The organism is Halalkalicoccus sp. CGA53 (assembly GCF_036429475.1).
Taxonomy (GTDB): Archaea; Halobacteriota; Halobacteria; order Halobacteriales; family Halalkalicoccaceae; genus Natronorarus; species Natronorarus salvus.
In genome coordinates, this window is sequence record NZ_CP144125.1 from 496,386 (window position 1) to 521,726 (window position 25,341).

22 protein-coding genes and 1 rRNA gene are annotated in these 25,341 nt (G+C 67.1%); 14 read left to right on the plus strand and 9 right to left on the minus strand.

Annotation, left to right across the window (positions count from 1 at the left end):
* Positions 1–42: 42 nt before the first annotated feature.
* Both V2L32_RS03805 and V2L32_RS03810 read right to left on the minus strand, forming a co-directional pair.
* Positions 43–1,513: ribosomal RNA gene (locus tag V2L32_RS03805) — 16S ribosomal RNA — on the minus strand.
* 750 nt (positions 1,514–2,263) lie between these two features.
* Positions 2,264–2,572 carry a non-histone chromosomal MC1 family protein gene (locus tag V2L32_RS03810; protein WP_331235148.1) on the minus strand — a complete coding sequence of 103 codons (309 nt, stop codon included), beginning with the start codon at positions 2,570–2,572 and terminating at the stop codon, positions 2,264–2,266.
* Between the two features lie 182 nt (positions 2,573–2,754).
* Between V2L32_RS03810 and V2L32_RS03815 the strand changes: the two genes are divergently transcribed.
* Entirely contained in the window at positions 2,755–2,952 is a 198-nt protein-coding gene (locus V2L32_RS03815; RefSeq protein WP_331235149.1) for a hypothetical protein, read from the plus strand.
* A 44-nt stretch (positions 2,953–2,996) separates the two neighbouring features.
* Entirely contained in the window at positions 2,997–4,058 is a 1,062-nt protein-coding gene (locus V2L32_RS03820) for a quinone-dependent dihydroorotate dehydrogenase (RefSeq protein ID WP_331235150.1), read from the plus strand.
* Between the two features lie 10 nt (positions 4,059–4,068).
* Here V2L32_RS03820 and V2L32_RS03825 read toward each other — a convergent pair whose 3' ends face one another.
* Genes V2L32_RS03825 through V2L32_RS03850 form a run of 6 tightly spaced genes read right to left on the minus strand, consistent with a single transcriptional unit; the run spans position 4,069 to position 12,293 of the window.
* Positions 4,069–5,628, minus strand: coding sequence for a tryptophan--tRNA ligase (locus tag V2L32_RS03825; RefSeq protein ID WP_331235151.1), 1,560 nt, complete (start codon positions 5,626–5,628; stop codon positions 4,069–4,071).
* Positions 5,629–5,630: 2 nt separating this feature from the next.
* A complete protein-coding gene (gene endA / locus V2L32_RS03830) occupies positions 5,631–6,656 on the minus strand; it encodes a tRNA-intron lyase (protein ID WP_331235152.1) in 1,026 nt (341 codons plus the stop codon).
* A 41-nt stretch (positions 6,657–6,697) separates the two neighbouring features.
* On the minus strand, positions 6,698–7,444 hold the full coding sequence (locus tag V2L32_RS03835; RefSeq protein WP_331235153.1) for a DUF91 domain-containing protein: 747 nt from the start codon (positions 7,442–7,444) through the stop codon (positions 6,698–6,700).
* Positions 7,445–7,469: 25 nt separating this feature from the next.
* Positions 7,470–8,699: a Zn-dependent hydrolase gene (locus tag V2L32_RS03840; RefSeq protein WP_331235154.1), complete on the minus strand. Its 1,230-nt coding sequence runs from the start codon at positions 8,697–8,699 to the stop codon at positions 7,470–7,472.
* Positions 8,696–9,922: a threonine synthase gene (thrC, locus tag V2L32_RS03845; RefSeq protein WP_331235155.1), complete on the minus strand. Its 1,227-nt coding sequence runs from the start codon at positions 9,920–9,922 to the stop codon at positions 8,696–8,698. Before thrC ends, V2L32_RS03840 begins: the two co-directional genes overlap by 4 nt.
* 31 nt (positions 9,923–9,953) lie before the next feature.
* Entirely contained in the window at positions 9,954–12,293 is a 2,340-nt protein-coding gene (locus tag V2L32_RS03850; protein ID WP_331235156.1) for a DEAD/DEAH box helicase, read from the minus strand.
* 217 nt (positions 12,294–12,510) lie between these two features.
* Between V2L32_RS03850 and lipA the strand changes: the two genes are divergently transcribed.
* From lipA to lpdA, 7 genes are all read left to right on the plus strand, one after another.
* Entirely contained in the window at positions 12,511–13,443 is a 933-nt protein-coding gene (gene lipA / locus V2L32_RS03855; protein ID WP_331235157.1) for a lipoyl synthase, read from the plus strand.
* 201 nt (positions 13,444–13,644) lie between these two features.
* Positions 13,645–14,757 carry a pyruvate dehydrogenase (acetyl-transferring) E1 component subunit alpha gene (gene pdhA, locus V2L32_RS03860; protein ID WP_331235158.1) on the plus strand — a complete coding sequence of 371 codons (1,113 nt, stop codon included), beginning with the start codon at positions 13,645–13,647 and terminating at the stop codon, positions 14,755–14,757.
* The gene (locus V2L32_RS03865) at positions 14,758–15,759 is read left to right on the plus strand and encodes an alpha-ketoacid dehydrogenase subunit beta (protein WP_409348401.1); all 1,002 of its coding nucleotides are present in this window, start codon (positions 14,758–14,760) and stop codon (positions 15,757–15,759) included.
* 1 nt (position 15,760) lies between these two features.
* Positions 15,761–17,314, plus strand: coding sequence for a 2-oxo acid dehydrogenase subunit E2 (locus V2L32_RS03870; RefSeq protein WP_331235159.1), 1,554 nt, complete (start codon positions 15,761–15,763; stop codon positions 17,312–17,314).
* A 195-nt stretch (positions 17,315–17,509) separates the two neighbouring features.
* Positions 17,510–18,397, plus strand: a complete 888-nt coding sequence (locus V2L32_RS03875; RefSeq protein WP_331235160.1) for an NAD-dependent epimerase/dehydratase family protein — start codon at positions 17,510–17,512, stop codon at positions 18,395–18,397.
* On the plus strand, positions 18,394–19,164 hold the full coding sequence (locus V2L32_RS03880; RefSeq protein WP_331235161.1) for an SDR family NAD(P)-dependent oxidoreductase: 771 nt from the start codon (positions 18,394–18,396) through the stop codon (positions 19,162–19,164). Before V2L32_RS03875 ends, V2L32_RS03880 begins: the two co-directional genes overlap by 4 nt.
* Before the next feature lie 104 nt (positions 19,165–19,268).
* Positions 19,269–20,738: a dihydrolipoyl dehydrogenase gene (gene lpdA / locus V2L32_RS03885; protein WP_331235162.1), complete on the plus strand. Its 1,470-nt coding sequence runs from the start codon at positions 19,269–19,271 to the stop codon at positions 20,736–20,738.
* Positions 20,739–20,747: 9 nt separating this feature from the next.
* Here the strand turns inward: lpdA and V2L32_RS03890 are convergent, their stop codons facing one another.
* Positions 20,748–21,002, minus strand: coding sequence for a zinc ribbon domain-containing protein (locus tag V2L32_RS03890; RefSeq protein WP_331235163.1), 255 nt, complete (start codon positions 21,000–21,002; stop codon positions 20,748–20,750).
* Between the two features lie 101 nt (positions 21,003–21,103).
* Between V2L32_RS03890 and V2L32_RS03895 the strand changes: the two genes are divergently transcribed.
* The 5 genes from V2L32_RS03895 to V2L32_RS03915 all read left to right on the plus strand — a co-directional run bounded on the left by V2L32_RS03895 (position 21,104) and on the right by V2L32_RS03915 (position 25,258).
* Complete coding sequence (locus V2L32_RS03895; RefSeq protein WP_331235164.1) at positions 21,104–21,475, plus strand: Hsp20/alpha crystallin family protein; 372 nt, start codon at positions 21,104–21,106, stop codon at positions 21,473–21,475.
* 82 nt (positions 21,476–21,557) lie between these two features.
* The gene (gene pheA / locus V2L32_RS03900; RefSeq protein WP_331235165.1) at positions 21,558–22,370 is read left to right on the plus strand and encodes a prephenate dehydratase; all 813 of its coding nucleotides are present in this window, start codon (positions 21,558–21,560) and stop codon (positions 22,368–22,370) included.
* Between the two features lie 252 nt (positions 22,371–22,622).
* The gene (locus V2L32_RS03905; protein WP_331235166.1) at positions 22,623–23,078 is read left to right on the plus strand and encodes a DUF7124 domain-containing protein; all 456 of its coding nucleotides are present in this window, start codon (positions 22,623–22,625) and stop codon (positions 23,076–23,078) included.
* 152 nt (positions 23,079–23,230) lie between these two features.
* Complete coding sequence (gene treF / locus V2L32_RS03910) at positions 23,231–24,724, plus strand: alpha,alpha-trehalase TreF (RefSeq protein ID WP_331235167.1); 1,494 nt, start codon at positions 23,231–23,233, stop codon at positions 24,722–24,724.
* Between the two features lie 108 nt (positions 24,725–24,832).
* On the plus strand, positions 24,833–25,258 hold the full coding sequence (locus tag V2L32_RS03915) for an Hsp20/alpha crystallin family protein (protein WP_331235168.1): 426 nt from the start codon (positions 24,833–24,835) through the stop codon (positions 25,256–25,258).
* Positions 25,259–25,341 lie beyond the last annotated feature (83 nt).

Genomic DNA, 25,341 nt, shown 5'->3' on the forward strand with positions numbered 1-25,341 from the left:
CGAACGGACGGTGGGCCGGGTGTGAACCCGGTCCCGGTCAGTAGGAGGTGATCCAGCCGCAGATTCCCCTACGGCTACCTTGTTACGACTTAAGCCCCCTTGCGGAGCCCAGATTCGACCGCCGTACGGCGGCCTCATCCGGACCCCACTCGGGTGCTTTGACGGGCGGTGTGTGCAAGGAGCAGGGACGTATTCGCCGCGCCCTTCTGAGACGCGACTACTACCGAATCCAGCTTCATGAGGGCGAGTTTCAGCCCTCAATCCGAACTACGACCGGGTTTAGGAGATTAGCGCCCCCTTTCGGGGTAGCATCCCATTGTCCCGGCCATTGTAGCCCGCGTGTCGCCCAGTCCATTCGGGGCATACTGACCTACCGTTGCCCGTTCCTTCCTCCGTGTTGGCCACGGCAGTCCCCCTAATGTACCCGACCGCCTCACGGCGTCGCTGGCAATTAAGGGTGCGGGTCTCGCTCGTTGCCTGACTTAACAGGACGCCTCACGGTACGAGCTGACGGCGGCCATGCACCTCCTCTCAGTAGCTCCAGTAAGCTCTTCATACTGACCTTCACAGCTACTGTCGGGACTGGTGAGATGTCCGGCGTTGAGTCCAATTAAACCGCAGGCTCCTCCGGTTGTAGTGCTCCCCCGCCAATTCCTTTAAGTTTCATCCTTGCGGACGTACTTCCCAGGCGGCTCGCTTCACGGCTTCCCTACGGCACAGCGCAGGCTCGTAGCCTGCGCCACACCTAGCGAGCATCGTTTACGGCTAGGACTACCCGGGTATCTAATCCGGTTCGTGACCCTAGCTTTCGTCCCTCACCGTCGGATCCGTCCTCCCGAGGCGCTTTCGCCACCGGCGGTCCGTCCAGGATTACAGGATTTCACTCCTACCCAAGACGTACCCCCCGGGTCTTCCGGTCCCAAGCCGAACAGTTTCCGCCGGACGCCCATCCGTTAAGCGGATGGATTTCCCGACGGACTTATCCGGCCGGCTACGGACGCTTTAGGCCCAATAAGAGCGGCCATCACTCGAGCTGCCGGTGTTACCGCGGCGGCTGGCACCGGTCTTGCCCAGCCCTTATTCCTGTACCACCTTACGGTACAGAAAAGCGAGGACGATATGCCCTCGCACTTGGAGTCCCCCTATCGCGCTGTCGCGCAGTGTAAAGGTTTCGCGCCTGCTGCGCCCCGTAGGGCCCGGTATCTTGTCTCAGATACCGTCTCCGGGCTCTCACTCTCATGACCCGTACCGATTATCGGCACGGTGGGCCGTTACCCCACCGTCTACCTAATCGGCCGCAGCCGCATCCTCTGGCGCCGTAGCGTTTTCGGCTTCCTCCATTCCAGGGTGGAAGCCATATCTGGAATTAGCCTCAGTTTCCCGAGAGTGTTCCAGTCCAGAGGGTAGCTTGGCCACGTGTTACTGAGCTGTTCGCCACGGGTCTAAACCCGTGCGACTAGCATGGCTAAATCGGACTCCAATAGCAATGGCCTCCGGCAGGATCAACCGGAATGCTCTGCCCCGGACATGCCGGGGCTTGGCGGGACACACCCTAACGGGTGTGTTCCTTCTACATCGCGTGTGTCCGTTCGCTGACCCCAATCGTCACTGATCGGGTGTCACCGAACTACCAGGGCTAACATCAGATCCCATCTGTACGGCGGACCGCAGGGGTGGAATCCTCATCTCCTTCGGACCATATCGTACGCTTCCAGGGGTATATAACCCCGTCGAAACGCACCTGCCCGGGTCCTGCCGGGCGATGGTCCAGGATGCGATCGGTGGCCGCGGTCGGCCACGTCGCGTGCATCCTACCCGAGCGCCCCTACGTACATAAGGGCGTCGGATCGGGACGCCGGCAGTCGGTTTCCGGCGTCCCACGAGTGTGTTCGATCCGAGAGAGCGCTCGTATATGAACGCTTTGGATCCGCACCACCGATGGGTCGCATCGGCGACGCGTCGTTCGCATTCAATGCGAGGAGTGGTTAGTATTTAACCCCGTCGAACTGGAGGCTCTTCGGTAGTCCGATACCATGGTACGGGCGCTCAGGACTCGGGGCCGACCGTCGGATCGTCTCACTGCGAGCGGCCTGCGTACGCGCGAAACGTGAATGTGGCGCGGGTGGAGGTCGATCGGTCATCCGCCGCGTCGTGCGGTGGTCTGATCGAGTGAGCCCACGCGTTCTGTGGTACGGTCGCGAGTGCGCTTAGTCCGTTCGCTCGAACGGGCGGCCTCCGGGCGAGCGACGCGGCGGGTGTGCGGTCACTCCTCGATGTGTTCGATCCCCTGCTTCGAGACGTTCGCCTCGGTTATCTCCGAGGGCATCCAGTCGGGGCTATCGTCCGGGGAGCTCTCCCGCCAGGCCCACCCCTCGTAGATGTGGACCTTGTCGGTCCCCTTCTCTCGGAGCTGGATCGTCGTCCGATCCGCCTCCTCCTCGCTCGGACCGGGATCGAGGCGCCGTGCGGCCTTGAGCGCCGCCTGTCTCGGAGTGTTCCCCGAGAAGACGCTCGATTCGTTCCCGCTGCCCTCTCTCAGTGCGAAGTTTCGCTTACCGTCTTCACGTACCATGGTTTCTCCGTGTCAACCCAGCACACCCCTCATTATAAATATATCCCCTATCGGCGTTCAGTCATACGGTTTGACCGTCCAGAGCTGCCGGTTTCTCGGGCAGGCGTCACGTGAGAGCCGCGCCCGCCGTGAGAAAAGGCTTATGTACGCCGTGGGGTGAATCAGGTGACAAGAGAGCGCAGATGGTCCGCAAAAAGAAACTGAGCCCGAGTGGCGCCAAGGACGAGGACGGGGAGTATCACAACGTTCACGTCAACCTACACGAGGACGAGCTCGCGGTCGCCGGCATGGAGATCGGCGACGAGGTGTTCGTGCGGGTCAGAGAGGACAAGATCATTATCCAGAAGGCAGACCAGGAGAACGTCGAGCACGACTTCTGAGGCGTCCGGATCCCGGCCCCGGCGACGCCCGCTTTCCCTTACGCATGACGCCGTACACCGCGATCAGACCGCTTCTCTTCTCGCTTCCCGCCGAATCCGCACACACCCTCGCACACCGAGGGCTCCGCCTCGCACAGCGAACGCGGACGGTCGACCTGCTCGCGGAGCGTTACACCGTTCGGAATCCGCGACTTGCGGTCACCCGCTTCGGGAAGCGCTTTCCGAACCCGCTGGGCGTCGCCGCGGGCTTCGACAAGAACGCGGAGGTCGTCACGGCGCTCGCCAGCCTCGGCTTCGGCCATGTCGAGGTCGGCGGCGTCACCGCGGAGGCCCAGGAGGGAAACCCCCGCCCGCGGATGTTCCGTCTCCGCGAGGACGAGGCGATAATCAACCGGATGGGCTTCAACAACGACGGTGCCGACCGGATCGGCGCGCGTCTCGACCGAGTCGATCTCCCCGACGTCCCGCTCGGGGTCAATATAGGAAAATCGAAGTCGACGCCGCTCGAACGCGCCGAAGAGGACTACCTCTACACGTACGCACGCCTGGGCGAACACGCCGACTTCGTCGTCGTAAACGTCTCGAGTCCGAACACCCCAGGTCTCCGGACGCTCCAGAGCCACGAGGGGCTCGAACGGATCCTCGGTGCGCTCTCCGGGGCCGGAGCGTCGCCGTTGCTTCTCAAACTCTCACCCGACCTAGGCGAGAGCGCGATCGAGACGGCGCTCTCGGTGATCTCCGACCTCGATCTCGACGGGGTGATCGCGACGAACACGACGACCGAGCGGCCGGAGGCTCTCCGGAGCGTCAACCGTGTCGAAGACGGCGGGCTGTCGGGAAAGCCGCTCGAACCGCGCGCGACAGAATGTGTCCGGTTCGTCGCCGAACGAACCGACGTACCCGTGATCGGCGTGGGTGGAGTGTTCACCGCCGAGGACGCATACAGGAAGATCCGCGCGGGCGCGAGCCTCGTCCAGTTCTACACCGGTCTCGTCTACCGCGGACCGTCGATCGCCCGCGAGATCAACGAGGGACTGCTCGAGTTGCTCGACCGCGACGGCTTCGACTCGATCGAGGACGCCGTCGGAGCCGACCTCACGGAGTAAGGAGAGCGCTTCAGACGTCGATATCGAGCGAATCGAGCAGCGCCTCGCATTCCTCGCGTTTCTCCTGGTGTTCGGCGAGGAACTCGCGCATCAGCGTCGCCGCCTGTTCCTTGCAGTCCCCACAGAGGCGCTCGCCACCGACGCACTCGTCGTAGACCAGGGTGGCAAACTCGTCGTCGTCGCCACAGAGCAGGTAGGCGTAGAGCTCGTACACCGGACACTCGTCGGCTTTCCCGCCGAGTTCGCGCTGGAGTTCGGCCGTCTCGCGGCCGCCGGTCGTCGCCGCCTTCACCTTCGCGTAGCCCTCCTCGGGATCGTCGAGCAGGCTAATGTGGCTCGCGGGGATCGACGAGGACATCTTCCCGCCGGTGAGCCCCGTCATGAACCGGTGGTAGATCGAGGACGGGGGGAGAAAGCCGTAGCCGCCGGTTTCGATCTCGACCTCTCGGGCGAGCTCCTCGGCCTCGGAAGCCGAGAGTTCGAACGTGTCGACGTGTTCGTCATAGACGCGTTTTTCGCCCTCTATCGCCTCGATAAGCGCCTCGAACGCCTCCTCGGTCGCGTTCCGATCGAGGATCCTGACCCGGGGGCGAAGCGGCTCCTTGCCCGCCGCACGGAGCTTCTCGACGCTCGAAGCGATCACCGCGGGGTCGTGGACGTCCGAGAGCGTGTCGTGGCCCTCGATCCAGTCGGCCGCCTCGACACACCGCGGTCGCTCCGACTCCGCCGCGAACGCCTCGCGCTCGTCGTGGGCAGCCGCGAGTAGCGTTCGCTCCTCCTCATCCGCCTCGAAGCTCGCGAACGCCTCGGTGACGCCGAAGTACCGTGTGCGGGCGGCGAGGTCGCGCGCGAGCCGGACGTGCGGGTCCTGGTCCGGGCCGACGGGGATCACCGTCGGCTTCGGGCCCTCTATCTGTGGGTAGAGGATGTCCGCCATCTGGGTGACGACGCTCTGGAGGTGCGAGATGTCCGTCTCGCCCCCGAAGCCGTAGATCGAGCGCATCTCGGAGAGGTTCACCTCGATCCCGAGTTCGAACGCGAGGTCCTGCACCTCGCGGTTCGTCGACTGTCGGTACACCGTGCCTTCCTCGGCGTCGTAGCCGAGCGCGAGCAGCGAGAGCAGGTAGTTCCGGGCGTGCTCGTCGATCTCGTCCCACGACAGGCCCCTGGCGCTGTGCGCCTCCAGATCGGCGATCAGCCCGTACGTGTCGGCGCCGCGCTCCTGGTGCCAGATCAGCTCGTCGAAGACCATCTTGTGGCCGATGTGGGGGTCGCCGGTCGGCATGAACCCCGAGAGGGCCGCGACCTCTTCGCCCGCGGCCATCGCCTCCGCGACCCGGCCGTACTCCCGGTGGCCGAAGATCGCACCCCGTCGCATCAGGTAGTGCGGGTCTGGTACGTCCGGGAGGATCGCCTCGAACGGCTCGATGCCGAACTCCTCGAACAGTTTTCTGTAATCGGAGACCGACGCCGATCCCCACGGGTCGAGGACCAGCTCGTCGGCGTCTTCGCCGTCGCTCGCCGCTCGCTCGTCCGCCTCCGCCGTGGGGTTCTCGTGGTCGTCGGTCATGGTCAGGGCGTGAGTCGGCGCACCGCACGCCACTCGTTCGTGTCCGAACTGGCGCCGTACGGCGCAAAAACCATTCGTTTTCTGACCCCGCCCGCGAGCCGTACATCGAGCGAGAGCTCTCTGGGCGAGAGGGCGTAGTTCGGTGGGACGACCCTGACGAGGTGCTCGGAGTGGCCCAGTTCTTCGACGCTCTCGACGCCACCGTAGACGCGGAAGTCCGCGCCGAACTTGAAGCCCGTCTTCGGGACCAGTCCGCGCTCCCTGAGCGTCGTGTAGACGCCGAGACGTCGGTCGAACCGCTCGCCGTCGGTCTCTCGCCCTCGTTTCTCGAGTAGCGCGGGATCGAGTGCGATCACCCCGCACTCGGCGAGATACGTCGCCTCGACCAGCGAGAGCGCGAGCGTGGAGGGATCGGCGTCGCGTCCCCCGATCGGCTGACCGTAGAACGAGCGCTCGTAGAGGGAGAGCGGGGCGTTCCAGAGGACGACCCGATCGGAGAGCACCTCACCCGCGACCGAACCGGCCGTCGAGACCGGATCTCTCGTCTCACCGAGCTCCGGCGAACCTACCTCGAAGTACGTCACCTCGCTCTCCTCGTCCACCACCGCGAGGACACCCTCCGAGAGGTCCGAGACGGGCAACGACGTGCGTTCGCCGATTACCCGGACGCTGTACCGTCGCTCGCCGTCGAACGGCTTCTGGCCGCGCTCGTAGACGACGAAGTCGACGTCCGAGTCGGCGTCCACCCACCGGGTGGGCGAGAGGTAGAAGCCTCGAGATCGAAGGTCCGCGTACACCCGGAACCTGACGACGAGGTCCTCGTCCTGGCCGAGGAACTCGCGAAAGCTCATCGCGTCGACCGAGGAGAGGTCGCCCCGGGAGAGCAGGTGTGCCGCCTCGACCGGGGCGAGCGCGACCTCGTTGCCGCCGCGTGGCTCCCCGTAGCCTCGCGAGTCGAAAAACCGCTGTCGGGCGTCCCCACCGACGTGTATCTCGTCACCTTCGACGGTCCCCACGGGCTGGCTCATACGGACCGAGAGTCGGGCCGACGTGAAAGCCGAAACGGTTCTCAGGCGCTCTCCTCGCAGGTCGGGTCGAGACAGCGCTCGCCCGACCGCATCTCGAAGCGCGGCAGACCACACGCACAGGTCTTCGAGATCGTTCCCGTCGGGATCACGTACGCAGTCTCACAGTCCGGGTAGGCGTCACAGCCGGCGAGCAGCCCCCCGCGACGGAGGATACGGAGGTCCTCACCGCAGGCCGCACAGGACCACTCTCGGTCGAACCGGTCGGTCACGGCGTCGTCGAGCGACTCGCAGTGTCGGTCCACGCAGAGTTCGAAGGTAGCCCCGCGATCGACCGCCATGCGCGGGAGTCCGCACCCGCAGTGGTCGTCCACGAGCCGCGCGCCGTCCGGCAGGCCGTACCGGCGAGAGCAGCCGAGACAGCCGATCAGACCCCCGGACCGGACCAGTGAACGATCGCAGTCGGGGCAGTCGCCGACCGGGATGCCCGCCTGTGAGGCTGGGAACTCTCCGAAGCCGTACTCGGCCTGTGACTCGACGTGCAACGAGCGGTCGCCCGCGATGGCCGTGACGGAGAAGCCGCCGTTTCGTCGCGTCGAGACCGAATCCGCCCGGGTGAGCCAGGCGACCGGGCGGTAGCCGTCTGCATCGTGAACCAGAACCGTGTTGTCGGGTTTGAGCAGGACGACGACGTCGCCGCGGTGGGTCTCGCCGTCCGTGTGGACGAGACACTCCCCCGCGAGTACGCACAGCGTCGTCCCCTCTCCTCTATCCCGAGTTGCGCTCGCCATGCCCTCGCTGGGACCGTTCCCCTACTTAAAACTCGACGCCTGCCCGTTCGCAGGCCGCATGACAGAGGACGTCCGTTCCGGCGACGACGTCGGCCCACTCGGTGTACTCGCGTTCGGTGTGACTCACCCCGCCGACGCTCGGCACGAAAACCATCCCGGTCGGGCAGACGCCCGCGAGGTAGCTCGCGTCGTGGCCAGCGCCGCTTCGGAGCCGGGTGTGCGAGACACCGGTCGCCTCCGCCGCCCGTTCGACGGCCTCTACTATCTCGGACTCGAAGTCGACGGACGGAACGTGCATGATCCGTTCGAGCGCGTGTTCCGCACCTTCCTCGCGTGCCGCTCGCTCGACGATGTCCTCGGTTCGTGCGACGGCGTACTCAACGACCTCGTCGCTCGGCGAGCGGAGGTCGACGGTGAACTCGACTCGCTCGGGGATCACGTTGATCGAGTTCGGCGCAACCTCTACCGACCCGACCGTCCCCACCAGGTCGTCGCTCCGTCCGGCGAGGTCACGGACCCCGCGAATCAGGTCCGCGACGGGGACGAGCGCGTCGGTCCGGGCGTCCATCGGCGTCGGCCCGGCGTGGTCCGCCCGTCCCTCGACCCATCCCTCCAGCCAGGAGAAGCCGGCGATCCCCTCGACGACCCCTACGGAGGTCCCCGAATCCTCCAGGATCGGCCCCTGTTCGACGTGGAGTTCGAGGTAGCTGTGCGGGTCGACATCGACCGCCTCGCCCCGGTAGCCGATCCGCTCCAGTTCCTCGCCGACCGTCGTCCCCTCTCGATCCTCGCACGCGAGCGCCTCTTCGAGGTCGAAGACGCCGGCGAAGACGCCGCTCCCGAGCATGTCGGGCTGGAACCTCACTCCTTCTTCGTTCGTCCACGAGACGACCTCGATCGGACGTTCGGTCTCGATGCCGCGATCCGAGAGGCTCTCGACGAGTTCGAGTCCCCCGAGAACGCCGATCACGCCGTCGAATCTCCCGCCCTGTCGCTGGCTGTCGACGTGCGATCCGACCAGCACCGGATCGGCCTCCGGATCCCGCCCCTCCCGGCGAGCGAAGAGGTTTCCGATCCCGTCGACCCGGACCTCGAGGCCGACCTCGGCGAACCACTTGACCAGCAGATCGCGTGCCGCGCGGTTCTCGTCGGAGAGCGCCGGGCGGTCGACCCCGCCGCGCTCGGTCGCACCGACCTCGCTGAGCCGGTCGAACCGCTCTCTCAGTCTATCGGCGTCGATCCCGAACGCAGTCATCGCTGTGCCTCCCCGTAGCGCGCCTCCACGTCGCCGATCGAGGGATCGATGCTCACCACGTCGCCGCCCGCACGAAGCGCGCTCTCGGTGTCCTTCAATCCCACTCCGGTGACGACGATCACGACCGAGTCACCCGGATCGACGATCCCCTCCTCACGCGCTCGCTGCAAGCCCGCGACCGGCGCCGCCCCCGCCGGCTCGGCGTAGATCCCCTCCGTCCTCCCCAGCAACGCCTCGGCCGCGAGGATCTCCTCGTCGCTTACGAGCATCGACGTGCCGCCGCTCTCGCGGAGCGCACAACACGCCTTCTCCGTGTTCCGTGGCCTCCCGACCGAGATGCTGTCGGCGACCGTCCCCGCCTCGTGCTCTCCGCCCGTCCCGTGGAACGCCTCGTGGATCGCCGGGGCGCGTTCGGACTGCACGCCGAGAAACCGTGGGACATCGTCGACGTAGCCGAGGTCCGCGAACTCGCGAAACCCCTTCCAACCCCCGGAGAGCGTACAGCCGTCACCCATCGAGAAGACCACCCAGTCCGGTACCTCCGCACACTGTTCGGCGAGTTCGTGGCCGACGGTTCGCTTGCCCTCGACCTGGTACGGGTTGATCGCCGCGTTGCGGTTGTACCAGCCGAACCGTTCCGTCACCTCCATGCTGAGGTCGTACGCTTCGTCGTAGCTTCCTCGCACCGCGAGGACGTCCGCCCCGTAGACGAGCGGCTGGGCGAGTTTACCCTCCGGAGCGCTCTCGGGGACGAAGATCCGGCAGTCGAGACCCGCCCTGGCGGCGTAGCCCGCGAGCGAGGCCGCCGCGTTACCGGTGGACGCGCAGGTGACCGTCTCGAACCCCTCTGCGCGCGCCCGCGTGAGTGCGACGGTCGTCGCCCGGTCCTTGAGCACGCCCGTCGGGTTCCGCCCGTCGTCTTTCACCGAGAGCTCCACCCCCAGCTCCTCGCCGAGGCGGGGCGCCGAGAGCAGCGGCGTGCCGCCCTCCTCGAGCGTCACCGGGTCCGCGTCGTCGGGCACCGGCAGGAACGCGCGGTACTTCCACATACTCGGGATAGCGCCGTCGAGCGGCGCGTCGAACCGGTCTCTCACTCGCTCGTAGTCGTACTCTACCTCCAGAACCCCCTCGACGCCAGGGTGCTCCGGGCATGTGTAGGCCACCTCACCTGGATCGTATGTCGCCCCACAGACGACACACGAGAGCGTACGGACGTGATCCATGGTGGGCCGACGGGTGGACTCGCCCTAAACGCTACGCTACCCGAACCTCGCGAGTCGACTCGACCGGGTTCACCGGCAAGGTCGGGTAGACCACCTCGACCCGGTACTCGAGGTGCTCTTCGTCCGCGCCGAAGACCGGGACGGGGACCGTCGTCTCGCCGAGTGAGGTGGCCGAGGCGGTCATCTCGACCCCGTTCACCGTCACGCGGACACCCGCCGGGGCCGGATCACCCCGGTTCTCGATCCGCACCTCACAGAGGTCGTTCTCGCCACGAACGACCGTCTCGGGGAACGCCCCCCAGTCGATCGAGGTGGCGGGCAGGGCGGTCGCCTGCTCGTGGATCCGTTCGGCGACGCCCTCGCCGAGGCCCGCACCGACCAGCGCTTCGACGCCAGCCTCTCGGACGTCCCCCGGGGTAGCGAAGCCCGCCTTCGCGAGCCGTCGCGCCCTGCCGGGACCGACTCCGTCGATCGCGGTGAGCCCGACGGCCCCCTCGCTCACCCCCGTCTCGACGCGCGCTTCGACCCTCGTCACGAGGTTCGCGGCGTGCGGATCGGCGAACCGCTCGCAGAACGCGCCGAGGGCGGCGAGCAGGCGGAGTGCGTTCTGTTTGATCACCCAGGCGTCGCTCTGGAGTTCGCTCGGGACCGTCCCTGACATCGAGGCCCGGAGGATCGCGAGCACCTTCCGCTCGCCACCCTCCAGGTCGCCCGCCCCCCGTCCCACGAGCACCGACCGAACCGCGTCGCGTTCGGCCTGGCGCGCGCTCACGCTGTCGAACTCGGCCGATCGGGCGACCGTCTCGAGCACTCCCGAGAGATCGATCCCCTCGCCCGTCGCGAGGTCGTGAAACCGTTTCGCGGTGCTGAGTCGCAGATAGAACTTCGAGGCGAGCACACCGAGCGGCGTCGCCTCGATCGAGAGGTCCTCCCCCAGCTCGACGAAGCCGTCCGCGACGAGCCCGTCGAGCACCTCCCGTACTCGTTGCCTGACCTCCGTGAAGCCGTACCGTTCCGGGGCGCGTTCCGCACGCACGTAGTAAAAGGTCGTCTCCAGCCACGCCATCACGTCCTCCAATCCACCGATCGTCCCGAGCGCGATCTCGGCGTTCAGGTGGGCGTCCAAGTCCTCCTCGAGCCGGGACTCGATCTCCTTGCCCTCGCGGAGGAGCCGCCGGTACGTGTCGGCGTCCGCACGGTCACAGACCACCCAGCCGTATCCGACGGAATCGTAGCCGGGCCGGCCCGCCCGTCCGAGCATCTGGAGCACGTCGAGCGGGCTCATGTCGACCTCGCCCTCGAGCGGGTCGTGGTACTTCGTGTCGCGGATGACGACACACCGCGCCGGGAGGTTCACCCCCCACGCGAGCGTCGACGTCGAGAAGAGTAGCCCGATCAGCCCCTCTTTGAACCACGCCTCGACGAGGTCCTTGTCGTTCTTCGACAGCCCCGCGTGGTGGAATGCGACGCCGTCGAGCACCGACTTCCGCAGCGTGTCGTTCTGGAGCTGCTGGGACTCGGTGTGGAAGTCGTAGTCGCCGCGTGCACCCATCGGTACGTCCCGTTTCGCGAGTTCGTCGCGCGCCTTCTCGGCCGCCCGGACGGTGTCCTGTCGTGAGGAGACGAAGACCAGCGCCTGGCCCTCCTCTCTGACGTGTGGTTCGGCGAGGTCGAGCGCGCGATACAGCCGGCGGTACTTGTCGGCGAAGGCGTTCTCGCCGTGGGAGTACGTCTCGACGCCCGCGTGGAGTTTCACGGGACGGTACTCCTCGCCGAAGTCGAACGTCCCTTCGGGATCGGCATCGAGCCACGCCGCGACGTCCTCGACGTTCGGCATCGTCGCAGAGAGTGCGACGACCCGCGGCTCGCAGAGCCGTCTGAGCCGCGATATCGTCACCTCGAGCACAGCGCCCCGTCGATCGGAGTCGAGCAGGTGGACCTCGTCGATCACACAGCAGTCGACATCGGTGATGAAGCGGTACTGTGGCGAGTCGTGTTTTCGCGTCGCCGAGTCCGCCTTCTCGGGGGTCATCACGAGGATGTCCGCCCGTTCCGCACGCCTGGGGTTCAGCTCGCGCTCGCCGGTGACGACGTAGACCGAGTAGCCCAGTTCCTCGAAGCGGTCCCACTCGGCTTCCTTCTCGTTGGTGAGCGCGCGCATCGGCGCGATGAAGAGGGCAGTACCGCCCTCGCTCAGCGTCCGACAGATGGCGAGTTCGGCGAGCGCGGTCTTCCCGCTCGCGGTCGGCGCGCTCGCGACGACGTTCGTCTCGCCGTCGAGCAGCGCGGGAAGCGCCTCGCGTTGCATCTCGTTGAACGAGTCGAACGGAAACGCCTCGGCGAAACGCGGGAGGACCTCGGCGACCTGCACGCGAGAGGGGGCGGGCCGCGAGGACAAAGGCGTTTCTTTCGCCCGGTCCGAGGGGATCATCTCGCTCGTCGTCCGGTCGGTGGTTCGACCGGACGGATGACGCTGAGCACGACACGTCTGGGTCTCGATCGGTGATAAACGTGGGGTCGCGCCGGGCGCGGGGGCGTGATCCGGGGATTCCACACGTTTTTGCCCTACCGCTCCGCAGTAGGGAACAATGAGCCTCTCGCGGAAGCCCGACTGGCTGAAGAGCCGGCCACCCTCCGGCAGCCGCTTCACCGAGATCAAGTCGGTCCTCAGGGAGCGGAACCTCCACACGGTCTGTGAGGAGGCGTCGTGTCCGAACATGGGCGAGTGCTGGTCCGGGAGGGACGGCCCCGGAACGGCGACGTTCATGCTGATGGGCGATCGCTGTTCGCGTGGCTGTAACTTCTGTGACGTCGCGACGGGAGGGATGGAGCCGCTCGACCACGACGAGCCGGCGAACGTCGCCGAGGCGATCGCCGAGATAGGGCTGGAGTACGTCGTGCTCACGAGCGTCGACCGCGACGACCTCCCGGACCAGGGCGCGGGCCACTTCGCCGAGACGATCCGCGAGATCAAACGGCGGGATTCGGACGTACTCGTCGAGGTGCTGATCCCCGATTTCCAGGGCGAAGAGGAGCTGGTGCGGGAGATAATCGACGTCCGACCGGACGTGATCGCGCACAATATCGAGACGGTCGAGCGCCGGCAGTTCCCCGTCAGGGACCGTCGGGCGGGCTACGCCCAGAGTCTCTCCGTACTGGAACAGGTCACCCGCGAGTCCGAGATTTACAGCAAAACCTCGATCATGCTCGGCGTCGGCGAGCACGACCACGAGGTCTACCAGACGCTCTGCGATCTGCGGGAGGCGGACGTCGACGTCGTCACGCTCGGGCAGTACCTCCAGCCCTCGCGCACCCATCTGGAGGTCGACCGCTACGTCCACCCGCACGTCTTCGACACCTGGCGACAGGTCGCCGAGGAGGAACTCGGCTTTCTCTACTGTGCCTCGGGCCCGATGGTCCGCTCGTCGTATAAGGCGGGCGAGCTGTTCGTCGACGCGCTGATACGCGAGGGGCGCTCGGTCGAGGAGGCCCGGCGGGCCGCCCGGGCGGCCGGCGGCTGATCGAATATCGTCGGCAATATCTGCCATCGAGAGAAGTTCGTAGCTTTAACGCCGGGGTTTCGGACATACATTCGATTTTTTCAGCGTGACACGTTTAGACGGTGCGCTATCCGGCGAGGAAATGAACCGTGTGAACAATGGTTACGAAATCACTATAACGCACGCGGGTGATGGTTCGCGTATGCCGCGGAGGATTCGATCATGAGTGTTTTACAACGTGATCCGGGCGAGCAGGTACAGGTGCTCTCGGAGGACGGTCGGGTTCGAGAGGGGAGCGACCTGCCGGACCTCTCGGATGAAGAGTTCGTCGAGATGTACCGCTACATGAAGCTCGCACGGCACTTCGACCAGCGGGCGGTGAGCCTCCAGCGTCAGGGTCGGATGGGGACGTACCCCCCGCTGTCGGGCCAGGAGGGCGCACAGATCGCGAGCGCGTTCGCGCTCGACGACGAGGACTGGCTCTTTCCGAGCTATCGCGAGCACGGCGCGGCGCTGGTCCGGGGACTCTCGCTGAAGCGGACGCTGCTCTACTGGATGGGCCACGAGGCGGGCAACGCGATCCCCGAGGAGGCGAACATCTTCACCGTGAGCGTCCCGATCGCGACGCAGGTCTGTCACGCGACGGGCGCGGCGTGGGCGTCGAAGCTCCAGGGCGAGGAGGAGGCGTTCATCTGTTACTTCGGCGACGGCGCGACGAGCGAGGGCGACTTCCACGAGGGGTGCAACTTCGCCGGCGTCTTCGACACCCCGAACGTCTTCTTCTGTAACAACAACCAGTGGGCGATCTCGGTGCCCAGGGGACGACAGACCGCGAGCGAGACGCTCGCCCAGAAGGCGGAGGCCTACGGCTTCGAGGGCGTCCAGGTCGACGGGATGGACCCGCTCGCCGTCTACGAGGTGACGAAGAGAGCGGTCGAGAAGGCGAAAGAGCCTGAGGAGGGGGAACTCCGACCGACGCTGATCGAGGCGGTGCAGTACCGCTTCGGTGCGCACACCACCGCCGACGACCCCTCGGTCTACCGCGAGGAAGACGAGGTCGAGAAGTGGAAGGCGAAGGACCCGATCCCGCGGATGGAGACGTTCCTCCTCGAGAACGGCTACCTCGACACGGAGGGCGTCGAGTCGATCGAGGAGAGCGTGAAGGAGGAGGTCGCGGAGGCGATCGACGAGGCCGAGTCGGTCTCCCGGCCCGAACCGGAGGAGATCTTCAAACACGTCTACGAGGGGATGCCAGAACGGCTCCGCGAACAGGCCGCGGAGTTCGAGGCGCTCAGGGAGACGTACGGCGACGAGGCGTTCCTGGAGGGTCACTAGATGAGTCAGATGGAGACACGGGGAGAGACGCAGAACCTCACGCTCGTGCAGGCGGTCAGGGACGGCCTGCGCGACGAGATGCGCGAGGACGAGCGGGTGCTCGTCATGGGCGAGGACGTCGGCAAGAACGGCGGCGTCTTCCGCGCGACCGAGGGGCTCTACGACGAGTTCGGCGGGGATCGCGTGATCGACACGCCGCTCGCGGAGAGCGGGATCGTCGGAACGGCGATCGGGATGGCCGCCTACGGGATGCGCCCGGTCGCGGAGATGCAGTTCATGGGGTTCATCTACCCCGCGTTCGACCAGATCGTGAGCCACGCCGCCCGGTTGCGAACGAGGTCCAGGGGACGCTTCACCTGTCCGCTGGTCGTCCGCGCACCCTACGGCGGCGGGATCCGGGCGCCGGAACACCACTCGGAGTCGACGGAGGCGTTCTTCTCGCACTACCCGGGACTGAAGGTCGTCATCCCGAGCACCCCCTACGATACGAAGGGGCTGCTGATCAGTGCGATTCGCGACCCCGACCCGGTGATCTTCCTCGAACCGAAGCTGATCTATCGAGCATTTAGAGGAGAGGTACCGGACGAGCCGTACGAGGTGCCGATCGGCGAGGCCGCAGTACGCCGAGAGGGCGAGGACGTCTCGGTGTTCACCTACGGCGCGATGACCCGCCCGACGCTCGAGGCCGCAGAACGGCTAGAGGGCGAGGTGAGCGTCGAAGTGGTCGACCTCCGGACCGTCTCGCCGCTCGACGAGGGGACGATCCTCGAGTCGTTCGAGAAGACCGGGCGGGCGGCGGTCGTCCACGAGGCACCGAAGACCGGCGGGCTGGCGGGGGAGATCACCGCGACGATCCAGGAGGAGGCACTTCTCTACCAGGAGGCGCCGGTAAAACGGATCACCGGCTTCGACACGCCGTTCCCGCTCTACGCCCTGGAGGACTACTACCTCCCCGAGGCGACCCGCGTCGTCGAGGGCATCCGCGAGGTCGCGGAGTTCTGAGATGGTCCGCGAGTTCAAACTCCCCGACGTCGGCGAGGGGATCGCCGAGGCGGAGATCGTCGAGTGGCACGTCGACGTCGGCGACGAGGTGAGCGAGGACCAGGTCGTCGCCGAGGCGGAGACGGACAAGGCGGTCGTCGAGGTCCCGTCCCCGGTGAACGGCACGGTGCGCGAGATCCGTGCCGACGCCGGTGAGATGGTCCCGGTGGGGACGGTGATCATCACGTTCGACGTCGAGGGCGAGGCGAGCGAGGAGGAAACGGAGACGTCGACGAACGAGGAGACGACCGAATCCCAGGAGCGGGTCGCGGAGGAGCCGGCGGACGTCGGTGACGGGCCGGGCGACCAGGAGGTGGAAACGGGGAGGACGTCGGCCGAGGAGACCCCGTCGCCGAGCAGTCGGGTGTTCGCCGCTCCGAGCGCGCGACGTCTCGCACGGGAACTCGACGTCGACATCGCGCAGGTAGCGGGGAGCGGTCCGAGCGGTCGCGTGACCGAGACCGACGTGCGGGCGGCCGCCGAGGGCGAGGAAGAGGAGGCAGAGTCGGTCACCGAGGTGGAGGCGGCGACGAGCACCGACGACGGCGGCACGACGGCCGAAACGGTAGCGGAGGTCGGAACACAGACCGCCACCAGCGAGGCCGCCGACCGCGACCGGACCCTCGCGGCGCCCGCGACCAGGCGGCTCGCCCGCGAGGAGGGCGTCGAGCTGAACGCGGTGCCGGCTACCGAGGAGCGCGACGGCGAGGCGTTCGTGACGAGCGAAGCGGTCCTCGAGTACGCCGAGGCCCAGCGCGCGGCCCAGGAGGCCGACGCCGAGGTGCTGTCCGAGCCCGCAACAGCGGGCGAGTCCGGTGAGCGAGAGGAGCGGGTTCCCTACCGGGGGATTCGGCGGACGATCGGCGAGGCGATGGAGAACTCGAAGTTCACCGCGCCGCACGTCACCCACCACGACACCGCCGAGGTAGACTCGCTGGTCGAGACCCGGGCGGCACTGAAGGCCCGCGCGGACGAGCGCGGCGTCCGGCTGACGTACATGCCGTTCATCATGAAGGCGCTCGTCGCGGCGCTCCGCGAGTTCCCGATGCTGAACGCCTCACTCGACGAGGAGAGCGAGGAGGTCGTCTACAAGCACTACTACAACGTCGGGATCGCGGTCGCCACCGAGGCAGGGCTGATGGTCCCCGTCGTGAAGGACGTCGACGAGAAGGGGATCCTCCAGCTCGCCTCGGAGGTCAACGAACTCGCACAGAAGGCCAGAGAGCGCTCGATCGCCCGGGAGGAGATGCAGGACGGCACGTTCACGATCACGAACTTCGGGGCGATCGGCGGCGAGTACGCAACCCCGATCATCAACCACCCCGAGGTCGCGATCCTCGGTTTGGGCGAACTCGCGGAGCGGCCCGTGGTGACGGACGGTTCGGTCGACCCCGCACATACCCTGCCGCTGTCGCTCTCGATCGACCACCGCGTGGTCGACGGGGGCGACGCGGCGGCCTTTACGAACCGCGTGATCGAGTACCTGGAGGATCCGACGCTGCTGTTGCTGGAGTAGATCGGGACTTCCGGTTCCCTTCGGGGATCGACGTCCCGAAGGGATTTTCGGCTCATAGTCCCGCTCGCAGCGGTCGCCGATACGATCGAGGATCTTGACGCCGTCGATCCGACGGACCTCCTGACGGTCCCGCGAAGCCGGCTCCGACTGCCACCCGATCGCCGGAGTGAAGCCACCCGCGCGCCCCCCTCACGTATGGAGACCGTCCTGCTCACCGGCGCGCTCGGCACGCTCGGCCGGTGGACGATCGACGAACTGGCGGGCGCGTACGAGGTCGTCGGGGTCGACAGACACCGGCCCTCGGGTTCGACCCCGTACGACGACGTGGCGTTCCTCGCGGCGGATCTCACCGAACAGGGTCCGATCCGCGAGATCGTCGAGACCGTCGGTCCAGAGGCGATAATTCACCTGGCGGCGATCCCGGGTGCGGGTCGACGCGCGGGCGGGGTGACGTTCCTGCACAACGTCGCGAGCGCGTACACCGTGATCGACGCGGCGGGTCGGGAGGGCGTTCCTGTGGTCTGGAGTTCGAGCGAGGCGACCTACGGCGTCACGTTCGGAGAGGAGGCGCGTCCGCTGGAGCGGCTCCCGATCGACGAAGGTCACCCACAGCGCCCGGAAGACGGCTACGGCCTCTCGAAGGTCGTCGGGGAGACGGTCGCCGACTGGGCGATCCGCCGGCACGGGATTCCTGTGACCTCGATCCAGCCCTCCTGGATCCAGGTGCCCGGCGCGTACGGGACGCCTTCGGTGAGGGCGGCGTTCTCGTTCGAGGATCCGACGCCGTCGGGAAGCCTCTGGTCGTACGTCGACGTCCGGGACGTCGCCCGATTGCTCCAGCTGGCGCTGGAGGGCGACGCCGAGGGGCACGAACGCTACCTCGCGGCCGCCGCCGAGAACTACCTCGGGGTCCCGACGGAGAGAGCGATCGAGGCGGCGTGGGGCGACCTCCCCGAGGAGTGTGAGCTGGAGGGCGAGGCGTCGGCGTTCTCGACCGAGAAGGCCCGGAAGGAACTCGGCTGGGAGCCGGAACACGGCTGGCCAGAGGCCGAGGGAGCGGACGTGGAGGGACCGGCGCTATGAGCGGTGGTCTCGCGGGACGTACGGCGATCGTGACGGGCGGGGCGAGCGGGATCGGCCGCGGCATCGCGCTCGCGTTCGCCGAGGAGGGCGCGACCGTCGTCGTCGCCGACGTCCGGGAAGGGTCGCGAGTGCCGGACGACGAGGCGACGACCACAGAGGTCATAGAGCGTGCAGGCGGCGAGGCGCGCTTCGTGCGGACCGACGTGACCGACGACGAGGCGGTGTGCGCGCTCGTCGCGGAGACGGTCGACGCCTACGGCGGACTCGACGTACTGGTGAACGCCGCGGGGATCACTACTGCTGGGGCGGTCCACGAGATCACCGACGAGGAGTTCGAGCGGATCCAGGACGTGAACGTGACGGGTGTCGTCCGCTGCTGTCGCGCGGCGATCCCCCACCTGCTCGAGAGCGAGTACGGCCGGGTGATTAACGTCTCCTCCCAGCGCGGGCTCCGCGGGGGCGAGGCGACGGAGAAGGCGGCGTACGTCGCCTCGAAGGGCGCAGTGAGCGCGCTCACCCGACAGATGGCGCTCGATTACGGCCCCCAGGGAATCGCGGTGAACGCGATCTGTCCCGGGCCGATCGAGTCCGGCATGACGCCGATCGAGAGCGAGGCCGAGCGCGAACGGCTACTCTCGGGGATCCTCACGCCGTTCGTCGGCCGGCCGGAGGACGTCGCACCTGCGGCCCTGTTGCTCGCGGGCGACGGTAGTCGGTTCATCCACGGCCACGAACTGGTCGTCGACGGCGGCTACCTCGTGAAGTGAGACGGGAAGACCACGGATGGCCGCACTCGGTTTCCGTTCCCTCCCGGGTACGTCGTCGAGGGGACTCCTGCGATTTTATACAGCCGGCGGGAGAGAGGTGAGCTATGGTCGTCGGAGACATCTCGACGGGGACGGACGTACTGGTGATCGGAGCGGGTCCCGGTGGCTACGTGGCCGCGATCCGTGCCGGACAGCTCGACCTGGACGTGACGCTCGTCGAGCGCGAGGCGTATGGAGGGACGTGTCTCAACCACGGCTGCATTCCCTCGAAGGCGCTGATCACGGCGACGAACGTCGCTCACGACGCGGGCAACGCCGAGGAGATGGGCGTCCACGCCGACCCCGCGATCGACATGGCCGGGATGGTCGACTGGAAGGACGGCGTGGTAGACCAGCTCACCGGCGGCGTTGAGAAGCTCTGTAAGGCCAACGGCGTGAACCTGATCGAAGGGACCGCCGAGTTCGATGGGAAGAACCGGGTCCGGATCGCCCACGGCGGCGAGGGACAGGGTTCCGAATCGGTCGAGTTCGAACACGCGATAATCGCGACCGGATCCCGACCGATCGAGATCCCTAACTTCAGCTTCGACGACGAACCGATCCTGAACTCCAGACAGGCGCTCGCGCTCGATTCGGTGCCCGACTCGATGGTGATCGTCGGCGCGGGCTACATCGGGATGGAACTCGCCGGTGTGTTCGCGAAGGCCGGGTGTGACGTGACCGTCATCGAGATGCTCGATTCGATCCTGCCGGGCTACGAGTCCGACCTCGCCCGCCCGGTGAAGAAACGCGCGGAGTCGCTCGGGATCGACTTCCACTTCGGGCTCGCCGCCTCGGAGTGGATGGAGGAGGACGACGGGACGGTGACGGTCGTCGCCACCCCCGCGGAGGACGTGGCTGCCGACGGCGGGGCAGAGGCGGAGATCGAGGAGCCGGAGTACGAGGAGTTCACGGCCGAGCGCGTGCTCGTCGCGGTGGGCCGCGCGCCCGTCACCGACACGGTGAACCTCGAGGCCGCGGGGATAGAGACGGACGATCGGGGGTTCGTCCCGATCGACGACCGGGCGCGGACGAACCTCGACCACGTCTACGCCGTCGGCGACGTCGCGGGCGAGCCGATGCTCGCACACAAGGGATCGAAGGAGGGAATGGTCGCTGCGGAGGTGATCGCCGGCGAGCCGTCGGCACTCGACTACCAGGCGATTCCGATGGCAGTGTTCACCGAACCCGAGATCGCGACGGTAGGGATGACTCGGGAGGAGGCCGAGGAAGAGGGGTTCACGCCGGTCGTCGGGAAGTTCCCGTTCATGGCGAGCGGGCGCGCGCTCACGACGGGCGAGACCGACGGCTTCGTCCGCGTGGTCGCCGACGAGGAGAGCGGCTTCGCCCTCGGCGGACAGATCGTCGGGCCGGAAGCGTCGGAGCTGATCGCCGAACTCACGCTCGCGATCGAGATGGGAGCCACCCTCGAGGACGTGGCCTCGACGATCCACACCCACCCGACGCTCGCGGAGGCGGTGATGGAGGCCGCGGAGAACGCGCTCGGACACGCGATCCACACGCTCAATCGATAGAGGCGAGCGCTAGAACAGTCCGCGTCCGGACGCCGATTCCCCCGTCGTCCCGGTGGTCACACCGCCGGGGAGTTCCTCGGCGCACTCGCCACAGTAGCGGTAGTCGGAGTCGTTCTCCGCGTGGCAGTGGTCACAGGTGAGCCGATCCCCAGCCTCGGCCTCGACACCGTCCGCTCGGTGCCTGCGGACGGTCAGGTATGCGAACCCGAGGAGATGGACCGCGACGAACGCCGCGAACAGCCAGGGGAGCCAGCCGTCGAGCATTCTACCCGGACTAGCCCGACGACGACACTTGAATCCTGTTTTCGGACCTCTGCGAAAGATTTTTGTAGAATCGCAACACTACTACTGACTGGGTGATGCAGATGCTACCCACCACACCAACCAGCCAGTGGTCACAAGGACTCGACTTCCCGAGCAGAGTGTTCGGCAACTGGTTCGGTGAGGACGAGGTAGAGCTCTACGAGGAGGACGGAGAGTTCGTGCTCACGATCGAGATGCCCGGCTTCGACCGAGACGAGATGTCCGTCAGCTGGGACGAGGGCCGGCTCTACGTCGCCGCGGAGCACGAAGACGAGACGCGGAACCGCCGACAGACCTACCACCGCACCTTCCGCCTGCCGAAGGAGATCGAGCCGGACGAGATCGACGCGGCGTACCGAAACGGCGTGCTCGAGGTCCGGTTGCCGATCATCGAGCGGACGACGGTCCGCGGCCAGGAGATCGAGATCAAGTAGCGCGATTCCGAGCGGGTTTTTGGTACGCGAGCCGAGTCAGGCTACCCGAGCGTTTTTCCTGCTCCCTTTTGAACCGAAAGCCATGCGAACCGTCACGCTGGGGCCGGCGGGCACGTACTCCCACAGAGCAGCCCGCTCGGTCACCGACGAGGTCGCCTTCCGCGAGTCGGTGACGGCGATCGTCGAGGCAGTCTCGACCGGGCAGTACGACCGCGGGGTCGTCCCGATCGAGAACAGCATCGAGGGCAGCGTCACCGAGAGCCTAGACGCCCTCTCCGAGTACGACGTCGCGGTCGTGGAAGAGATCGTCACGCCGATCCGTCACGCGCTGCTCGCCCAGGGCAAGGAGTTCGAGACGGTCGCGAGCCACGCCCAGGCGCTCGCGCAGTGTCGTGGCTTTCTCGACACCGAGTACTCGGGGATCACACAGCAGGCGGTCGCGAGCACCGCACGCGGGGTCGAACTTGCCCGGGAGGACCCCTCGATAGCGGCGATCGGCCACCCGGAGAACGCGAGCAACGGCACGGAACTGGCGGTGCTCGCCGAGGACATCCAGGACCGGAGCTCGAACACGACGCGGTTTCTCGTGCTCGCGCCGGTCGGCGAACGCGACGAGGCCGGCGGGAAGTCCACGGTCGTCGTCTACCCGAACGTGAACTACCCCGGACTGCTGCTCGAACTGCTGGAGGTGTTCGCCGAACGCGACATCAACCTCTCGCGGATCGAGTCACGGCCGAGCGGCGAACGCCTCGGCGACTACCTCTTTCACATCGACTTCGAGGCGGGGATGTACGAGGACCGCTCGAAGGAGGCGCTCTCGCGCGTCGAGGCGATCGCCTCGAAGGGGTGGGCCCGCTGGCTGGGATCGTACGACACCCGGCACGTGCTCTACTGAGGGGGACGGAACGGTTCGGATGGCCGATTGCGGACCTCGTGTCTCCCGGATAGAACCGACCTGAGAGGGACAGCGTGCCGAGTTCCTACCGCTCGAGGTCCGTCTCTCGCGTCTCTCGGGCGGGGAGCCTCGTCCACTCCCGGCCGGCTGGCGGTGGCGGACGGGCGTCCGGGGATCGGCTGTCCGTTTCAGAGTACGTCCGTCTCGGAGTACGCCCGTGGTATTTTCCCGCACGGGTCCGTGTAGTAGCCGATGAGCGTCACGACTGAGCGCGAGGGGACCCGGGGGATGACGCTGGCGTTCGGGCTATCGGCGTTCGAGAGGCTCGCGGAACCGAACGAGGTGATCGAGGACGCGAGCGAGTGGAGCCGGTACGTCGGCGTGGTCGCAAACGACACCGACGCCGTCGCGTCCTACGTCGAGGAGCACGACCTGCGACAGGACTTCGACCTCGGGAACCGCGACAAGTGGTTGGCACTAGAGGGGATACGCGAGGGGACCGACACCGACCGGCACGTGTTCGTCGGGCTCACCGAGGACGATCGAATGGCAGCTGAGGGAACCGGCTGGGAGTTTATCCCCCTTCACGAGGCCGCCGAGAAGGCGGGATGGACGCTAGCGGAGGTGAGAAAACGGGAGCCGGGACTCGTAGAGCGAGTTCGAACCCGCCTCCGCGCCACCTCGCTCTGGCCGGGTAAAGGTCGGTAACCGAGAGGGGCGCTCGATCCGTCACCGGGTCCCCGACGGATCCACGGTCGGCACGAGGCGAGGACGCGCCGTCGGTCACGACCCGACACGGCCACGTGCGGGTCCGACCGATCCCGACAGAGCCAAACCGGGGCTCGTCCTACACCTTGCGTATGCGCTCGCTCGCCTCCTACCCACAGCTCTCCGGCGAGCTCTTCGAGACCGTCCAGCGATCGGGGACGTTCGAGGACTCGAAGACGTTCGTCGACGCGCTACCCGAGAGAGCGCCGGAGGAGATCGAAGACCGGTTCGAACGCGAACGAGCGAACGGGGGGTTCGATGTCGGGGGCTTCGTCGGCGAGTCGTTCACGCTGCCGGAGGATCCGGTCACCTCCGCCGACCCGTCGACGACCTCGATGGAGCGGTACATCGACGGGCTCTGGGAGCACCTCATTCGCGAGCCGAGCGAGGACCACGAGTGGGACACCCACCTGTCGGTGCCACAGCGGTACGTCATTCCGGGCGGGCGCTTTCGCGAGGCGTACTACTGGGACACCTACTTCACCGCGACCGGCCTCGCCGTCACCGGCCGGATCGACCTCGTCGAGGACCTCGCGGCGAACTACGCGGCGCTCGTCGACCGGTTCGGGGCGATCCCGAACGGCAACCGGCTCTACTACACGAGTCGGTCGAACCCGCCGATGTTCTGTCACCTCCTCGATATCGTCGAGAGCGAGTGCGGAACCGGCGCGGTCGGCCCGTATCTCCCCGCCCTCGAACGCGAGTACGAGTTCTGGATGGACGGTACGGAACGGGTGAACGGGGACGATCGGGCCCGCCGACGGGTCGTCCACACCGAGGAAGGAGTGCTCAACCGCTACTGGGACGACCGGGCGGGACCACGCGAGGAGTCCTACCGGGAGGACGTCGACCTCGCGGTGGCCGCGAAGCGGGACGAACGTGGGCTCTACCGCGACGTCCGTGCGGCCTGCGAGTCGGGCTGGGACTTCAGCAGCCGGTGGCTCGACGGCGACCTCCGGACGATCCGGACGACAGAGCTCCTGCCCGTGGACCTGAACGCGTTCTGCTACGCGCTGGAGTCGAAGCTCGCGCGCTGGTCGCGAGCGTTCGGGAACCGAGAGGAGGCGAGACGGTACGCACGGGCGGCAGCCGAGCGCCGGCGCGCGGTCGACCGCTACTGCTGGGACGAGGAGAGCGGGTTCTACTTCGATTACTGCTGGAGCGGGGACCACCCGACCGATACGTGGTCGCTCGCGGCGGTCGCTCCCCTGTTCTGTGGCATGGCGAGCGAGGAACAGGCGGCCGCGGTCGCGACCCACCTCGACGAGCGCTTTCTCCACCCCGGCGGACTGGTGACAACGCTCACGGAGTCCGACGAGCAGTGGGACTACCCGAACGGGTGGGCACCGCTTCACTGGCTGGCGGTGATCGGCCTCAGACGATACGGTCACGACGCGCTGGCCGAACTCGTCGCCGGACGGTGGCTCGACTGCAACCGCACGGTGTTCGACCGGACCGGGCTGATGCTCGAGAAGTACGACGTGACGGGAGGGTCGGGCGTCGGTGGCGGCGGCGAGTATCCGCTACAGTTCGGCTTCGGCTGGACCAACGGCGTCGCGCTCGCGCTCCCCGCGATATTCTACTGATCCCTCCACCCGTCGGCCCCCGCGTTAGTTTCCGACCGACCCGAAAGGGTGCGCGCCCGGACGACGTGCGGCCGACAGTATATTTAGTTGGACGACGTAGGACGGAATATGACGCGACGCAACCCGTTCGAGGAGATCGAGGAGTTCTTCGACCGCATGAGCCGGGGGTTCGAGGAGGGCGAGTGGGCTCCGACGACGATAGGTGCCCAGCAGCTCGCCGTCGACCTCGCCGACGAGGGCGACGCGTTCGTCGTCACGGCCGACCTGCCGGGCTACGAGCGCGAGGAGATCTCGCTCACGCTCGCCGAGCGGACGCTCGAACTCTCGGCCGAGCAGGAGACCGAGCGCGTCGACGAGGACGAGGAGGTGAACTACATCCGGCGCGAGCGCCGGCGACGGTCGGTCGGCCGGGCGGTCAGGCTCCCCGAGGCCGTCGACGAGGAGGCGACGAGCGCACGGTACGCGAACGGCGTGCTCACGGTCAGGCTCCCGAAGGTCGAGGCGGAAGAGGGCACGTCGATCAGCATCGAGTAGTCTGAGGGGGTTCGGAGCGTTCGTCGGGAGACCTTCGACCGGGCGAGTGGATCGACCGGACGGGAGATCGGATCCGTTCGGAT

Coding starts and splice junctions, on each gene's coding strand:
- lipA (WP_331235157.1), top strand. CDS start 12,511: ATGAGCCTCTCGCGGAAGCCCGACTGGCTGAAGAGCCGGCCACCCTCC.
- V2L32_RS03810 (WP_331235148.1), bottom strand. CDS start 2,572: ATGGTACGTGAAGACGGTAAGCGAAACTTCGCACTGAGAGAGGGCAGC.
- V2L32_RS03895 (WP_331235164.1), top strand. CDS start 21,104: ATGCTACCCACCACACCAACCAGCCAGTGGTCACAAGGACTCGACTTC.
- lpdA (WP_331235162.1), top strand. CDS start 19,269: ATGGTCGTCGGAGACATCTCGACGGGGACGGACGTACTGGTGATCGGA.
- pdhA (WP_331235158.1), top strand. CDS start 13,645: ATGAGTGTTTTACAACGTGATCCGGGCGAGCAGGTACAGGTGCTCTCG.
- V2L32_RS03905 (WP_331235166.1), top strand. CDS start 22,623: ATGAGCGTCACGACTGAGCGCGAGGGGACCCGGGGGATGACGCTGGCG.
- V2L32_RS03870 (WP_331235159.1), top strand. CDS start 15,761: ATGGTCCGCGAGTTCAAACTCCCCGACGTCGGCGAGGGGATCGCCGAG.
- V2L32_RS03865 (WP_409348401.1), top strand. CDS start 14,758: ATGAGTCAGATGGAGACACGGGGAGAGACGCAGAACCTCACGCTCGTG.
- V2L32_RS03875 (WP_331235160.1), top strand. CDS start 17,510: ATGGAGACCGTCCTGCTCACCGGCGCGCTCGGCACGCTCGGCCGGTGG.
- endA (WP_331235152.1), bottom strand. CDS start 6,656: ATGAGCCAGCCCGTGGGGACCGTCGAAGGTGACGAGATACACGTCGGT.
- V2L32_RS03840 (WP_331235154.1), bottom strand. CDS start 8,699: ATGACTGCGTTCGGGATCGACGCCGATAGACTGAGAGAGCGGTTCGAC.
- V2L32_RS03835 (WP_331235153.1), bottom strand. CDS start 7,444: ATGGCGAGCGCAACTCGGGATAGAGGAGAGGGGACGACGCTGTGCGTA.
- V2L32_RS03825 (WP_331235151.1), bottom strand. CDS start 5,628: ATGACCGACGACCACGAGAACCCCACGGCGGAGGCGGACGAGCGAGCG.
- V2L32_RS03880 (WP_331235161.1), top strand. CDS start 18,394: ATGAGCGGTGGTCTCGCGGGACGTACGGCGATCGTGACGGGCGGGGCG.
- V2L32_RS03815 (WP_331235149.1), top strand. CDS start 2,755: ATGGTCCGCAAAAAGAAACTGAGCCCGAGTGGCGCCAAGGACGAGGAC.
- thrC (WP_331235155.1), bottom strand. CDS start 9,922: ATGGATCACGTCCGTACGCTCTCGTGTGTCGTCTGTGGGGCGACATAC.
- treF (WP_331235167.1), top strand. CDS start 23,231: ATGCGCTCGCTCGCCTCCTACCCACAGCTCTCCGGCGAGCTCTTCGAG.
- pheA (WP_331235165.1), top strand. CDS start 21,558: ATGCGAACCGTCACGCTGGGGCCGGCGGGCACGTACTCCCACAGAGCA.
- V2L32_RS03820 (WP_331235150.1), top strand. CDS start 2,997: ATGACGCCGTACACCGCGATCAGACCGCTTCTCTTCTCGCTTCCCGCC.
- V2L32_RS03890 (WP_331235163.1), bottom strand. CDS start 21,002: ATGCTCGACGGCTGGCTCCCCTGGCTGTTCGCGGCGTTCGTCGCGGTC.
- V2L32_RS03915 (WP_331235168.1), top strand. CDS start 24,833: ATGACGCGACGCAACCCGTTCGAGGAGATCGAGGAGTTCTTCGACCGC.